The 13,775-nt window shown below is 62.7% G+C and carries 9 protein-coding genes and 6 pseudogenes; 12 read left to right on the top strand and 3 right to left on the bottom strand.

All coding sequences use genetic code 11. The features are described from left to right. Positions 1-59: 59 nt before the first annotated feature. The 8 genes and pseudogenes from K0H76_RS12285 (at position 60) to def (ending at position 6,178) form a co-directional block, all read left to right on the top strand. Positions 60-1,140: pseudogene (locus K0H76_RS12285) on the top strand (quinone-dependent dihydroorotate dehydrogenase). A gap of 56 nt (positions 1,141-1,196) precedes the next feature. Then, complete coding sequence (locus tag K0H76_RS12280) at positions 1,197-1,775, top strand: DUF3043 domain-containing protein (protein ID WP_258933165.1); 579 nt, start codon at positions 1,197-1,199, stop codon at positions 1,773-1,775. 115 nt (positions 1,776-1,890) lie between these two features. After that, positions 1,891-2,286, top strand: a complete 396-nt coding sequence (locus tag K0H76_RS12275; RefSeq protein ID WP_258933164.1) for an iron-sulfur cluster assembly accessory protein — start codon at positions 1,891-1,893, stop codon at positions 2,284-2,286. A 206-nt stretch (positions 2,287-2,492) separates the two neighbouring features. Then, a pseudogene (gene coxB, locus K0H76_RS12270) lies at positions 2,493-3,395 on the top strand (cytochrome c oxidase subunit II). Between the two features lie 171 nt (positions 3,396-3,566). Then, positions 3,567-3,773 (top strand): annotated as a pseudogene (locus K0H76_RS12265) (cbb3-type cytochrome c oxidase subunit I); the annotation flags it as partial. A 20-nt stretch (positions 3,774-3,793) separates the two neighbouring features. After that, positions 3,794-5,125, top strand: coding sequence for a cbb3-type cytochrome c oxidase subunit I (locus K0H76_RS12260; protein WP_258935405.1), 1,332 nt, complete (start codon positions 3,794-3,796; stop codon positions 5,123-5,125). A 2-nt stretch (positions 5,126-5,127) separates the two neighbouring features. Beyond that, complete coding sequence (locus K0H76_RS12255) at positions 5,128-5,565, top strand: cytochrome c oxidase subunit 4 (protein ID WP_146341628.1); 438 nt, start codon at positions 5,128-5,130, stop codon at positions 5,563-5,565. 4 nt (positions 5,566-5,569) lie between these two features. Continuing rightward, complete coding sequence (gene def / locus K0H76_RS12250; protein ID WP_258933163.1) at positions 5,570-6,178, top strand: peptide deformylase; 609 nt, start codon at positions 5,570-5,572, stop codon at positions 6,176-6,178. 12 nt (positions 6,179-6,190) lie between these two features. On the opposite strand, the pseudogene trpD reads toward def, so the two are convergent. Next, positions 6,191-7,230: pseudogene (gene trpD / locus K0H76_RS12245) on the bottom strand (anthranilate phosphoribosyltransferase). Between the two features lie 244 nt (positions 7,231-7,474). Between trpD and K0H76_RS12240 the strand changes: the two are divergent. The 4 genes and pseudogenes from K0H76_RS12240 to K0H76_RS12225 all read left to right on the top strand — a co-directional run bounded on the left by K0H76_RS12240 (position 7,475) and on the right by K0H76_RS12225 (position 11,769). Further along, complete coding sequence (locus K0H76_RS12240) at positions 7,475-8,062, top strand: heme-copper oxidase subunit III (RefSeq protein WP_146342021.1); 588 nt, start codon at positions 7,475-7,477, stop codon at positions 8,060-8,062. A gap of 51 nt (positions 8,063-8,113) precedes the next feature. After that, positions 8,114-8,911, top strand: coding sequence for a cytochrome c (locus K0H76_RS12235; protein WP_146341631.1), 798 nt, complete (start codon positions 8,114-8,116; stop codon positions 8,909-8,911). A gap of 55 nt (positions 8,912-8,966) precedes the next feature. Then, a complete protein-coding gene (locus tag K0H76_RS12230) occupies positions 8,967-10,052 on the top strand; it encodes a Rieske (2Fe-2S) protein (RefSeq protein ID WP_146341632.1) in 1,086 nt (361 codons plus the stop codon). After that, positions 10,049-11,769 (top strand): annotated as a pseudogene (locus K0H76_RS12225) (ubiquinol-cytochrome c reductase cytochrome b subunit). Before K0H76_RS12230 ends, K0H76_RS12225 begins: the two are co-directional and overlap by 4 nt. Before the next feature lie 55 nt (positions 11,770-11,824). Here the strand turns inward: K0H76_RS12225 and K0H76_RS12220 are convergent. Further along, positions 11,825-13,192: pseudogene (locus K0H76_RS12220) on the bottom strand (replication-associated recombination protein A). After that, positions 13,189-13,581, bottom strand: a complete 393-nt coding sequence (gene msrB, locus K0H76_RS12215) for a peptide-methionine (R)-S-oxide reductase MsrB (protein WP_146341635.1) — start codon at positions 13,579-13,581, stop codon at positions 13,189-13,191. Before msrB ends, K0H76_RS12220 begins: the two are co-directional and overlap by 4 nt. Positions 13,582-13,775 lie beyond the last annotated feature (194 nt).

Here is a 13,775-nt window from a genome sequence, read left to right as displayed (position 1 = left end):
TCAGGCTAAGAGATTTCTCTGAGGAGATGCTGAACTGACGTGCGGATAGGATCGGGGCCATGGCAGCCCCGGTCTACCGATTCGTCTTCCGCACGGTGCTCTCTCGGCTTGACCCCGAGAACGCCCACCGATTGGCGGTGCTGGGGCTCAGCGCGGTCTGCCGTGCGGGCGCCGATCGCGCCCTCGAGCATCTCACTCGCCCCGATACGCGGCTGCGGACGGAGGCGATGGGGCTCGAGTTCCCCTCTCCCTTCGGCCTCGCCATGCGCTTCGACAAAGGCGGGCGAACGGTGCTCCCTCTTGCCGCTCTCGGGTTTGGGCACATCGAAGTCGGCACGGTCACCGGCCAGGCCCAGCCCGGAAACCCTCGTCCCCGAATGTTCCGGCTCGTGCGGGACCGCGCCCTGATCAATCGGATGGGCTTCAACAACGACGGTGCTGAAGCTGTTCGTGCACGCCTCGAGGCCACGCGGCACCGCCTCGCGAAGCTGCGCCGTCGCGGCAGACACGTTCCCGCAGTAGGGGTCAACCTCGGCAAGACCAAAGCGGTTCCGCTGGACTCGGCCCTCGACGACTATGTCGATTCCGCGCGGCTGCTGGCACCTGTCGCCGACTACCTCGTCGTCAATGTTTCCTCACCCAACACGCCAGGACTCAGACAGCTTCAGAGCATCGATGCCCTGAGGCCGCTGCTGGAAGCTGTTCGCCGCACGGCGGACTCGGTGACTGAGAAGCATGTGCCGCTTCTCGTCAAGATCGCGCCCGACTTGGCTGACGAAGATATCGATGCGGTGGCAGATCTCATCGGCGAGCTGTCGCTGGACGGTGTCATCGCGACCAACACCAGTGTCTCCAGGAAGGGGCTCGTCACCCCCGCCTCCGAGGTGCAGGCGATGGGAGCAGGTGGCCTCTCCGGGCCCGTCCTGGCAGAACGAAGCCTCGAGGTCCTGGCGCGCCTCCGGAGGCGACTTCCCGCCTCAGCGACCATCATCTCGGTCGGGGCGCAGTCAGCGGTCGGATGTGGATCAACGGCTCCGGAGCGGAGCTGACCTCGTGCAGGGCTACACCGGCTTCGTCTATGAAGGTCCGCTGTGGGTGCGTCGCATCAACAGGCATCTGAAGAGCCTTGCCGTAGACTGAGCGCGTGCTGTTCAGCAAGAGAAAATCACAGAACGAAGTCCTCGAGGAAGAGGCGCGTGCCCACGCCGACAGCCGGCGATGCTGCCGCGGCGGCCCAGGCGCGAGCAAACAAGTTCCCTGAGAAGAAGGGCGGTCCCACGCCGAGGCGCAGGGACCAGGTCGCGGCCAGGAGACAGCCGCTGGTTCAGGCGGACCGCAAGGCCGCTCGCAAGGCTCAGCGTCAAGCCTTGGCCGACGAGCGCGCCAAGACCCGGCGCGCCATGGAGACCGGGGATGAGCGCCACATGCCGGTCCGGGACCGGGGTCCCCAGAAGCGATTCGTCCGCGAGTTCATCGATGCCCGCTACGGGATCGGGGAGTGGCTGCTCATCCTCATGGTGGTCTTCCTCTTCGTCTCCCTACTTCTCGGCGATCAGGTCATGGCCAGCCTGGGCCTCGCCCTCTACGGCCTGATCCTTGCGGTCATCGTGGAGTCCTTCTGGGTGGCACGACGGGCTAAGCGGCTGGCTGCCGCGAAGTTCGGCCCAGAGAATGTGGAGAAGGGGCTCGGCTTCTACGCCGCGATGCGAAGCATGCAGCTCCGCAGGCTGCGGCTTCCGAAGCCTATGAATGGCCGCGGCGAATATCCGGCCTGATCGATTCGCCGCTGGCGGGAATGCCGCGAGGCAGGGTCGCGTTGCTAGAGTGAACAAGACGGCCCCATCTGACTGAAGACCAGACGTGTACGTCCGTCGGGAAGGTAGAAGAACCATGAGCACTCCCACACAGGATGCCGCCGAAGCCACTGAGCTGCGCGGCGCAGAAGTCGACGGCCACAAGACTCACCAGGTTGAGCTGTCTGAGACCGCGAGCGAGAAGGTGTCTTCGCTCCTGCAGCAGGAGGGCCGAAGCGACCTTCGGCTGCGCGTGGCCGTCCAGCCCGGAGGATGCAGCGGACTCATCTACCAGCTGTACTTCGACGAGCGAGTGCTTGACGGAGATGCCCTGCGTGCATTCGACGGCGTCGAGGTAGTAGTCGACAAAATGAGCGTGCCTTATCTCGAAGGCGCAAAGATTGACTTTGAGGACTCCATCTCAAAGCAGGGCTTCACCATCGACAACCCCAACGCAAGCGGATCATGCGCCTGTGGAGACTCCTTCCACTGAGGCGGTAGGCGTAACTTCTACGTCATGTAGAACCTCGTGAAGGTCCGCATGCCCCAGGGCATGCGGACCTTCTGTATGCGGTCGGGTCTGAAGCAGTGTCAGAGCAAGCGCGCTTCTACATGACGTAGTAGTCTGGACCCCAGCGTTTACACCCAAGGTTCAGCGCGCGGGTCACTCGCTCGCTTGCATAAAGGAAAGGGCCGTCTTTGAGTTCGCACACACGAACCGGCAGCCGAGGAATGAATAGCCTCAAGGGCGCCGCACTAGCCGGAGCAGCCCTTCTGGCGCTCACCGCCTGCGATGAAGATCCGCTAAGCCAGCAGGGGCTGGCTCCCGGGCGAACAGGACACGACGTCAAACACTGCGCTGCTGACGGACCTCTGGGTCAACTCGTGGATCGCCGCCCTCCTCGTAGGAATCCTCACTTGGGGCCTCATGCTGTGGGTCATAGTTGCCTATCGCCGCCGCAAGGGCGATGTCGGCTACCCCAGGCAGCTCGCGTACAACGTCCCTCTGGAGATCATGTACACCGTGCTTCCGCTTGTGATGGTGGCCGTGTTCTTCTACTACACGGACCAGGCGCAGCGCGAAGTGGATGAGCCCTACGCCGAGCCAGAGGTTCAGGTGAACGTCGTGGGCAAGCAGTGGGCCTGGGACTTCAACTACACCTACACCTCTGAGGTAGGCGAGGAGTATGTGGTCCACTACGCGGGTGTGCAGGGCGATCTCACCTATGAGGACGGCTCCCCCGCGAAGAGGTGGTCGACACCCTTCCCACGCTGTACCTTCCTGTGGACCAGTCCGTCGAGTTCGAACTGACCTCACGCGACGTCATCCATTCCTTCTGGGTTCCCGCCTTCCTTCAGAAGCGCGACATGGTCCCAGGCCGCACCAACTACATGTACCTGACTCCGCAGGAGACGGGGACTTTCCACGGCAAGTGCGCAGAGCTCTGCGGGGAGTATCACTCGAATATGCTCTTCAACGTGGAAGTGGTCGAAGAGGACGAGTTCGTTGAGCACCTGGAGACCCTCGAAGAGGGCCACCTCGACGACACGTACGACCGCAACCCCAACCTGCACGATCAGGCCACCATCACCGGAGGATGACTGACCATGACGACTATGGAGTACTCCGCTGACGACGCGCGGGACAGTACGCGAGCGGTCCCCGTCTCAAAGGGCAAGGTCATCGTCAGCTGGCTGACGACCACCGATCACAAGAAGATCGGGTACCTCTACCTCATCACGTCGTTCATCTTCTTCTGCGTGGGCGGGGTGATGGCTCTCATCATCCGAGCCGAGCTCTTCGAGCCCGGCATGCAGTTCCTCCAGACGAGGGAGCAGTACAACCAGCTCTTCACGATGCACGGCACCGTGATGCTGCTGATGTTCGCCACGCCCCTCTTCGCGGGCTTCGCCAACGTGATGGTGCCGCTGCAGATCGGCTCTCCGGATGTCGCCTTCCCGCGCTTGAACGCGCTGGCCTACTGGCTCTTCCTCTTCGGATCGCTGGTGGCGCTGGCAGGCTTCCTCACTCCGCAGGAGCAGCCTCATTCGGCTGGTTCGCCTACGCCCCGCTCTCCGACACGACATACTCACCAGGACTCGGTGGGGACCTATGGGTTCTGGGGCTCGCGCTCACGGGCTTCGGCACGATCGGCGGCGGCGTCAACTTCATTACGACGATCATCTGCATGCGGGCGCCCGGTATGACCATGTGGCGCATGCCGATCTTCACGTGGAACGCCCTGATCACCTCCATCCTGGTACTCATGGCATTCCCGCCTCTCGCGGCGGCGCTCTTCGGCCTGGCGATGGATCGTCGTCTGGGCGGACATATCTTCGACCCGGAGTCTGGCGGAGCGATTCTGTGGCAGCACCTCTTCTGGTTCTTCGGCCACCCGGAGGTCTACATCATTGCCCTGCCCTTCTTCGGGATCGTCTCCGAGATCTTCCCGGTCTTCAGCCGAAAGCCGGTCTTCGGATACAAGGGCCTGGTATACGCCACGATCGCCATTGCTGCGCTGTCCGTGACGGTGTGGGCGCACCACATGTACGTCACAGGGGCAGTGATGCTTCCCTTCTTCGCGTTGATGACGATGCTCATCGCGGTGCCGACTGGGGTGAAGTTCTTCAATTGGATAGGCACGATGTGGCGAGGATCCATTACCTTCGAGACTCCCATGCTGTGGAGTCTCGGGTTCCTCGTCACCTTCCTCTTCGGCGGTCTGACAGGGATCATCCTTGCTTCCCCACCCCTGAACTTCCACCTCTCGGACACCTACTTCGTGGTCGCGCACTTCCACTACGTCGTCTTCGGCACCGTGGTCTTCGCCATGTTCGCGGGCTTCCACTTCTGGTGGCCTAAGTGGACGGGCAAGATGCTCAACGAGAGGCTCGGCAAGATCAGCTTCTGGATGCTGTTCATCGGTTTCCACGGGACATTCATGGTGCAGCACTGGCTCGGGGTCATGGGCATGCCTCGCAGGTACGCCGATTACATGATCGAAGACGGATTCACCGGAATGAACCAGTTCTCCACCGTCTTCTCCATGCTCCTCGGCGCTTCCCTCATTCCCTTCTTCTGGAACGTGTGGATCACGGCCCGGAAGGGCAAGAAGGTCCTGGTCGACGATCCATGGGGCTTCGGCGGATCGCTGGAATGGGCGACCAGCTGCCCACCTCCTCGACACAACTTCTATTCGCTCCCGCGGATCAGGTCTGAGCGTCCGGCACTGGATCTTCACCACCCGGAGCTGTCCGATCGGCACACCCTTGATACGCCCGCAGGCAAGGTGTTCGGGCCTGCAGACCAGCAGGACAAGGCAGGTATCTGAGCATGAGAACAAACATTGCACTGTTCGGCGGGATCGGCGCCTTCGTCCTGCTGGTGGCCGTCATCTACGCCTTCATCACCCTGAATTGGGCCACTGTCGGATCCGGGCAGGAACTCGGGATCGAGTGGGTCGGATTCATATGCCTCCTGCTCACGGCCGGGCTTGGATTCATGCTCTGGTGGTACCTCCGCTCCACGGCGAAGCACCAGCCTGAGGTTATGGATGCTGACAACCCCGAGGGCGAGATTCACCAGATGACCGGCAACTACGGTGAGTTCACGCCGTGGAGCTGGTGGCCCCTGGGACTCGGCGGCGCGCTGGCTTTCATGTTCTTCGGCTTTGCCGTCGACTGGTGGGTCTTCATGTTCTCGCTCATCCCCATCCTGTTCTTCATCAGCGGATGGGTTCTCGAGAACAACCGCGGACATTACCGGCACTGATCGGATGTCAGTGCTGCCTATCGTCGTCCATGGCGAACCCGTTCTTCATCAGCGGGCGAAGGAAGTGGAAACGATCGACGACGACGTGCGGCGTCTCGTGCAGGACATGGACGAGACGCTGGACGCCTCCCACGGGGTTGGTCTGGCGGCGCCGCAGGTCGGAGTGGGGTTGCGCATCTTCCTTTGGAAATGGCCGGGCGACACCGGCGACGTTCCTCACCGGGGAGTGATCATCAACCCCAGACTTCGGCTGATCGGGCGAGTATCTCAGGACGACCCTGATCCTGAGGATGAAGTGGAAGGCTGCCTTTCAGCGCCCGGATACAGCTACCCGCTGAAGCGAAGCGATCACATTGAGATCCAAGGGTTCGATACGAGCGGTGAGCGCCTTCAGTTCGAGGCGCACGGGTGGTTTGCCAGGATCATGCAGCACGAGTACGACCACCTCGACGGCTACCTGTACGTAAACCGTCTTAAGCCACGTTGGGCGAAGCGGTGGAAGAAGGCTGTCAAGAGGGAGGGATGGACCGTGCCGGGCCACTCCTGGATGCCCGGAGAGGATCCCGACCCCTTCGGATACGATGAGGATCCTCAGCTGGCGGAGCAGAGTTAGCGGTCAGCTGCCTCAGCCTGATGTGAAGTCCACCCACCGCCGGAGGGTCTCAGCGGCAGCGCCCGAATCGATGGACTGCGACGCCTTGGCCATATTGCTCTTCAACCGGTCCGCTACATGCCCGTCGGCGTGCACGTCCAGGGCCGTGAGTCCTGCTGCTGCGTTGAGAATCACGGCGTCCCTGATGGGTCCGCTTGCGCCCCTGAGGACGTCCTGAACGATCTGCGCGTTGTCCGAGGCCGTGCCGCCTGCGAGTGCCTCTACGGCGACGCGTTCCAGGCCCACATCCTCGGGCGCGATCTCGGAGTGAGTGATGCGTTCTCCTCGAATCTCCCACACATCAGTCGCCGCTGACGTTGTCATCTTGTCGCGCCCATCCTGACCCCGGAAGACCAAACCTCGGGTTCCGCGGGCGGCCAGGGCGTCTGCCATCTTCGGGGCGATCTCCAGGGCGGCGCAGCCCAGCGCCTGGGCCTCGACGCGTGCGGGATTGGAGAGAGGTCCGAGGAAGTTGAACGCTGTCCTGATGCCGAGTGCTCTGCGCGCTTAAGCATGACGTGCCTCATGGCCGGGTGGAAGACCTGCGCAAACAGGAACGTGATTCCCACCTGCTCGGCAGACTGCGCGACACGGTCGATGGGCAGGTCCAGGTCGACTCCCAGTGCTTCGATGACGTCCGCTGCCCCGGCGGTGGAGGAAGCACCGCGATTGCCGTGCTTGATGACTCTCGCGCCCGCGCCGACTGCGACGAGGGAGCTCATCGTCGAAATATTCACCGTGCCAAGCTGATCGCCTCCGGTCCCCACGATATCCAGCGCAGGGCCAGGGACCGAGATGCTCAGAGCCTCGTCCAGCATTGCGTCTGAAAGGCCCCGTAGCTCTGGTCCGGTCTCGCCCTTTGCCCGAAGGGCGACGAGGAATCCTGCGATCTCTGCGTCCGCCAGCTCGCCCGACATCAGACGGCGCATTGCGGCTCGGGCAGTATCGGATGTCAGGCTCTTTCGGCTCAGCAGTGCTTCGAGGAGCTCTGGCCACGAGGTCATTTCAGGCATGCGCCCACCCTATCGGTGGGGCTATTTCTACGAACTGTAGAAATATTTGGACCATTTTCGAAGCGAGGCACACCCACGGATCCCAGCAACGACGGGGCAAGCAGGCGGTACGTGCCTACATCCAGCTCCGCCACACCCATCCTTGAGAGTGCGCCAAGGTGCGGTTTCAGGACATAATGAATGCGTGACATCCGCAACCCAAGCCCCAGCAGCCACGGCACGCACGCTGCCGAATCGTCCGAACATGGTCTCTGTAGGAACCATGGTCTGGTTGACCAGTGAGCTGATGTTCTTCGCAGGCCTCTTCGCGATGTTCTTCACGCTGCGGTCGACCCAGCCGGACATGTGGGCCGAGTACAGCCAGCGCCTTGACTTCCCGCTGGCGCTCACCATCACCGTGATCCTCGTGGCCTCCTCCGTGACGGCGCAGTTCGGCGTGTTCGCTGCCGAGCGGCACCAGCCCCGACGCACTGGGGGACTCTTCCAGATCAAGGGCTGGGGCATGGTGGAGTGGTACTTCCTCAGCTACCTCATGGGCGCGGTCTTCATCGCAGGACAGACCTTCGAGTTCGCTGAGCTTGTTGACCACGGAGTGACCATCGGCGTGAACTCCTTCGGTTCGGCCTTCTACATCACAACGGGCTTCCACGGGCTGCATGTTCTCGGCGGACTCTTCGCCTTCCTGTACGTCATCGTGCGGGCCTACTTCTCCGTGAAGTTCACACACAAGGAAGCCAGCGCCGCCGTTGTCGTCTCGTACTACTGGCACTTCGTGGATGTGGTCTGGATCGCGCTCTTCGCGGTTGTCTACATTCTTCCGATGCTCGTCTGATCGAGCGATCCGCACACTTTTACCACCACACCTACAAGCAAAGGACCCCACGTGAAGGCACTCTCGCAGAAGCGCCGCCACCCGGCTGCGTTTGCCGTGCTGCTCCTGCTGGGACTGCTGCTGACCGGCGGACTCTACGCCGCTGCGACGACAGTCAACCAGGCCCAGGCATCTGAGCTCCCGGGCGACTACACCGCAGACCAGGTGGACGAGGGCGAACGTCTGTTCGTCGCAAACTGCGCCACCTGCCACGGCATCAACGCCGAAGGGACCAGTGAGGGTCCATCGCTCGTAGGCGTCGGCGCTGCGTCGGTGGAGTTTCAGGTCGGCACCGGCCGGATGCCCATGCAGATGCAGGGCCCTCAGGCACAGGCCAAGCCACCGCAGATGAACGACGAGCAGACGACGCAGCTGTCGGCCTACGTCGCCTCGCTGGGTGCGGGCCCCGGAATCCCGGATGAGGAGTACTTGGATGCCGACGCCGGTGACCCGGCTCGCGGCGGCGAGCTCTTCCGCATCAACTGCGCGATGTGCCACAACGCTGCAGCCGCAGGCGGCGCCCTGACCGAAGGCAAGTACGCACCGTCGCTGCACGGAGTGGACGAGGTTCACATCTACACAGCCATGACTACCGGCCCGCAGAACATGCCTGTATTCAACGATGCGAACATCCCACCGGAGGACAAGCAGGACATCATTGCATTCCTCAAGACGTATGAGGCGCAAGGATCTCCCGGAGGCTTCTCCCTGGGGTTCCTGGGACCTGTCTCCGAGGGACTCCTGATCTGGACCCTCGGACTGGCGCTCCTGATCGGCTCCATGGTCTGGCTGACCTCGCGCTCAAGCTGAGACCGCTGAGCACCCCAACAAGCATCGACTGAGAAGAGCAAAGGACAACACAACTATGGTGGACAACGGTCACGGCGGACGGGAAACTGGCGCCGTCGTCACTGCCGACACGGGATCAGATGGCAAGTTCGCCATCGAGAACCCGGGTCTGCCGCCGCATGCTCCGCGGACGGCTGACGTGGACGAGAAGTCGGCTAAGCGAGCAGAGCGGCAGGTGTCCGTTCTCTTCATACTGTCCATCATCGGCACTGTCGTCTTCTTCGTCGGATACTTCGCGATCGGCCGGACGGCCGAGGAGTATGCGGACTACTTCGATCAGATGGCAATGCTTCGGGTCCAGAACACGCTTCTGGGCGTCGGGGCCGCTCTGGCCATGCTCGGTATCGGCCTCGGGATCGTGCACTGGGCGAAGACCCTCATGCCCGACCACGAGGTCGTTGAGGCGCGTAAGCCGCTGAGGACCGAGAAGGACCGCGAGGAGGCAGCTGGCATCCTCAACGACGTGGCCGAGGAGTCGCAGGTCAAGCGTCGGCCGTTCATGGTCGGCTCGCTTGCTCTGGCCGCCCTTCTGGCGCCCCTTCCTTTCGTCGCCATGTTCCGCGACCTCGACAGGGCGTACGGAGAGGACTTCAGCCCCGAACGCCTCCGTCACACCCTGTGGGAAGAAGGGACGCGTCTGGTCAGGGACCCTACGGGGACACCCATTCGCGCCGCGGATCTCACTATCGGCTCGGCCGTGCACGTCATCCCGGAGAACCTCCGTGAGATCACATCTCACGGGCAGCGGCTCTCAGAGAAGGCCAAGTCCGTCGTTCTGCTCATGCGTCTCAGCCCTGATGACTTTGAGCACACCTCGCCCGGCCGCGAGGATTGGACCTACGAGGGCATCATCGCCTGTTCGAAGGTCTGCACCCACGTGGGCTGTCCGATTGCTCTGTATGAGCGTCACACCCACCACCTGCTGTGTCCATGTCACCAGTCGACCTTCGACGCGGCCCAGGAGTTCAAGGTCGTCTTCGGCCCTGCTGGGCGGCCTCTTCCGCAGCTGCCGATCACGGTGGATGACGAAGGCTTCCTCATTGCGCGCAGCGACTTCACAGAACCTGTTGGTCCTACCTATTGGGAGCGTCACGACGGATGAGTGCCGAAACGAAGAAGTACTCCGAGGCTGACTACCTCGAAGTCGACACCTACGAGCCCCGCACGCGCGGAGGCAAGATCGCCAACTACCTGGACCAGCGAGTTGCTTAAGCACAGGCATGGTGCGGGAATTCGGCCGTAAGGTCTTTCCTGACCACTGGACGTTCATGTTCGGTGAGGTTGCGCTGTACAGCTTCATCATCACGGTTCTCTCCGGTGCGTTCCTGACCTTCTGGTTCGACCCCTCGATGTCCACCACGCGCTACTCGGGCGCATACGCCCCGCTGCAGGGACTGGAGATGTCAAGCGCCTACGCCACGGCGCTGGAGCTCTCGTTCGACGTGCGCGGCGGACTCTTCATGCGCCAGCTGCACCACTGGGGTGCCCTGCTGTTCGTCATGGCGATGGCTGTCCACATGCTGCGAGTGTTCTTCACCGGAGCCTTCCGCAAGCCGCGCGAGATCAACTGGCTCGTCGGCGCGACGCTGCTCATGCTCGGAATGCTCGCTTACTTCACCGGCTATGGTCTGCCCGACGAGGTCCTCTCCGGCAACGGACTGCGGATCGCCGACGGAACCTTTAGGGCCATTCCGGTCATCGGCACGTACATGTCATACCTGATCTTCGGCGGGGAATTCCCGGCAGTGAGGTCATTCCCAGGATGTACAGCCTGCACATCTTCATAGTGCCCGCGCTGATTCTCATCATGATCGCAGTTCACCTGTTCCTGGTTGTGGTGCACAAGCACACACAGTTCCCTGGTCCGGGGCGGACCGAACGCAACGTGGTCGGCTACCCCGTGGGACCGGTCTACGCCGCGAAGGCTAAGCGGATTCTTCTTCATCGTTGCCGGAATTCTGGCCCTGATTGCTGGAACCTTCCAGATCAACGCTCTGTGGAACTACGGGCCCTACGACCCTCGCCTGTTCAGGCCGGGGCACAGCCGGACTGGTACATCGGGTTCCTCGAAGGTGCGCTGCGCATGATGCCGGGCTACATCGGAGAGATGTCTCTGGAGTTCGTGCTGCCCACGCCGTGGGGCGGAAACGCGATCGCAACGCCGATCCTGCTTCCCATGGGGATCATCGGCATCATGTTCGCAGGCATGTTCGCCTGGCCCTGGATCGAGGCCTGGATCACCGGCGACAAGCGGGAGCACCACCTCCTGGACCGTCCGCGCAACGCTCCGACCCGTACCGCAGTGGGAGTCGCCACGGTGTTCTTCTACGGCCTGATGTGGGAATGGGGTCAAACGACCTGATCGCCACTCACTTCCAGCTGTCAGTCAATGACCTCGTGTACTGGTCCTGGGCTGCGTTCTTCCTCGGAATCCCGCTCACCTACATCCTGACCAAGAGAATCTGCCTGTCTCTCCAGCGGAAGGACCGGGAGACCGCACTCCACGGTCACGAAGCGGCGTCATCGAAGTCAGCCCCGACGGCGGGTTCTCGGAGCGTCACAAGATGCTCAGCGACTACGAGCTCTGGACTCGTGGCATACGAAGCTCCAGCGCCGTCCGGCCCCGCCCCAACGCAAAGGGCAAGGTCACGTCGGTCGAGAAGCTCAGGGCTCGGCTCAACAGGATGTTCTTCGAGGACCGTGTTGAACCCGTATCCCGCGGAGAGTATCTCGAGGCGCTTGAGCACCACGGGCACCAGCCCGACCAGCTCGAGGCCGCGAGCTCAGCGGGAGCCGTCGAAAGCCCCGCACGGAGCTGAACGCACAGCACGAGTGAGGCCCCGAACCCCAGCGGGTTCGGGGCCTCACTCGTACTCAGAACGGTGAGCAGCGAGGACTAGGAGCCCGTCCTCGCACGATGCTGCGCAGTCTCTGCAGGCGATCGGCCACCGCCTTCTCATGGCCCAGGGCATTCGGCGTGTAATAGTCAACGCCCACCAGCTCGTCCGGCGGGTACTGCTGCGACGCCACATGGTGAGGCTCACTGTGCGCATACACGTAGCCCTTGCCGTGTCCCAGGCGCTCCGCACCCTTATAGTGCCCGTCGCGCAGATGCATCGGCACAGCGCCGCTTCGGCCAGCTCGGACGTCGGCAATGGCCTCATCAAGAGCCTTATAGCTCGCATTCGACTTCGGGGCCGTCGCAATATGGACGGTGGCCTGAGCCAGGACGATTCGGGCTTCCGGCATGCCGAGCAGCTGCACCGCCTGCGCTGCGGCGACGGCGGTCTGCAGGGCTGAGGGATCCGCCATGGCGACCTCCTCGGATGCGGCGATCACGAGCCGTCGGGCGATGAAGCGCGCATCCTCCCCAGCGACAACCATCCGCGCCAGATAGTGCAGCGCCGCATCCACGTCCGATCCCTCAGCGACTTGATGAAGGCCGAAACGATGTCATAGTGCTGGTCTCCGTCCTTGTCATAGCGCTGGACGGCGAAATCCGCAGCCTGCTCGGCATCCTCAGGTGAGATGACGGACGCTCCTCGGCCGGACGCAGTGGCAGCGGCTGCCTCCAGCGTCGTCAGGACACGTCGTGCATCGCCTCCCGCGACCCTCAGGATGTGATCCTTCGCAGAGGCCTCCAGCTCGAACTGAGCGTTGAGGCCCCGCTCCTCGTGGAGGGCTCGATGCAGGAGCCCTTCGAGGTCGTCGCGAGTGAGGGGCTGAAGCGTCAGCAGCAGAGACCTTGAAAGCAGAGGTGCCACGACGCTGAAGGACGGATTCTCAGTGGTCGCGGCGACCAGGATCACCCAACCGTTCTCCACCCCGGAAGCAGGGCGTCCTGCTGGGCCTTGTTGAAGCGGTGGATCTCGTCGAGGAAGAGCACCGTGGTGACGCCGTTGAGGTCCCTGTCATTGAGGGCCTGGTCCATCACCTGGCGAACATCCTTGACGCCCGCGCGGATGGCGGACAGCTCCACAAACCGTCGGGACCCCCGCGGGCAATCACATGGGCTATGGTCGTCTTCCCTGTGCCGGGAGGGCCATAGAGGATGACCGAGGAAGGACCTGCGGGTCCCGAGCTCTCCTCAGTGAGAACCCGGAGGGGCGAACCATCCTTCAGAAGGTGCTGCTGGCCCAGGACTTCACCGAGCGACTCGGGGCGCATACGAACAGCCAGCGGCGTGTGTCCGCGTCGCTGGGCATGCTCCCCGGATGACGCCGAGAAGAGGTCGCCTGTCATTCCTTCTCGAATGTCATGGAGATCGAGTTGATGCAGTACCTGAGGTCAGTGGGCGTCTCGAAGCCCTCACCCTCGAACACATGGCCGAGGTGGGACTCGCAGGATCCGCACCGCACCTCGATCCGGGTCATGCCCATGGATTCGTCGCGAATGTAGGTCACGTTGGAGCCCTCAGCGGGCTGATAGAAGCTCGGCCACCCGCAGCGTGAGTCGAACTTCGTGTCAGACTCGAAGAGCTTGTCTCCGCACGCGCGGCAGTAATAGATCCCAGTTTCCTTGTTGTCCCAGTATTCGCCCGTATAAGGACGCTCAGTGCCGCCCTGACGCAGCACCTGATACTCGAAGTCGTTCAGCTTGTCCCGGTATGGGTCTGTGCTCATGTGCACCATTCTAAGAGCCAGCGCCTAAAGTGGTCTCGAACGCGGCCCCGACCCTTCTGTGAGGTGAAGACTGGATGAATACGGACGCAGAGCCCTCCCGCATCAGTTCGGCGGCCCAGGGGCCTCCTCTCATTCCGACGTCTCCGTCTCAGAGGAAAGCGCCTGGGCGAGCGGGCCATCCGCAGGGCCCGAAGCGAACCCGA

It is taken from the genome of Nesterenkonia pannonica, assembly GCF_019575955.1.
In the GTDB taxonomy this organism is placed as follows: Bacteria; Actinomycetota; Actinomycetes; order Actinomycetales; family Micrococcaceae; genus Nesterenkonia; species Nesterenkonia pannonica.
This window is presented reverse-complemented; position numbering and strand designations above follow the sequence as displayed.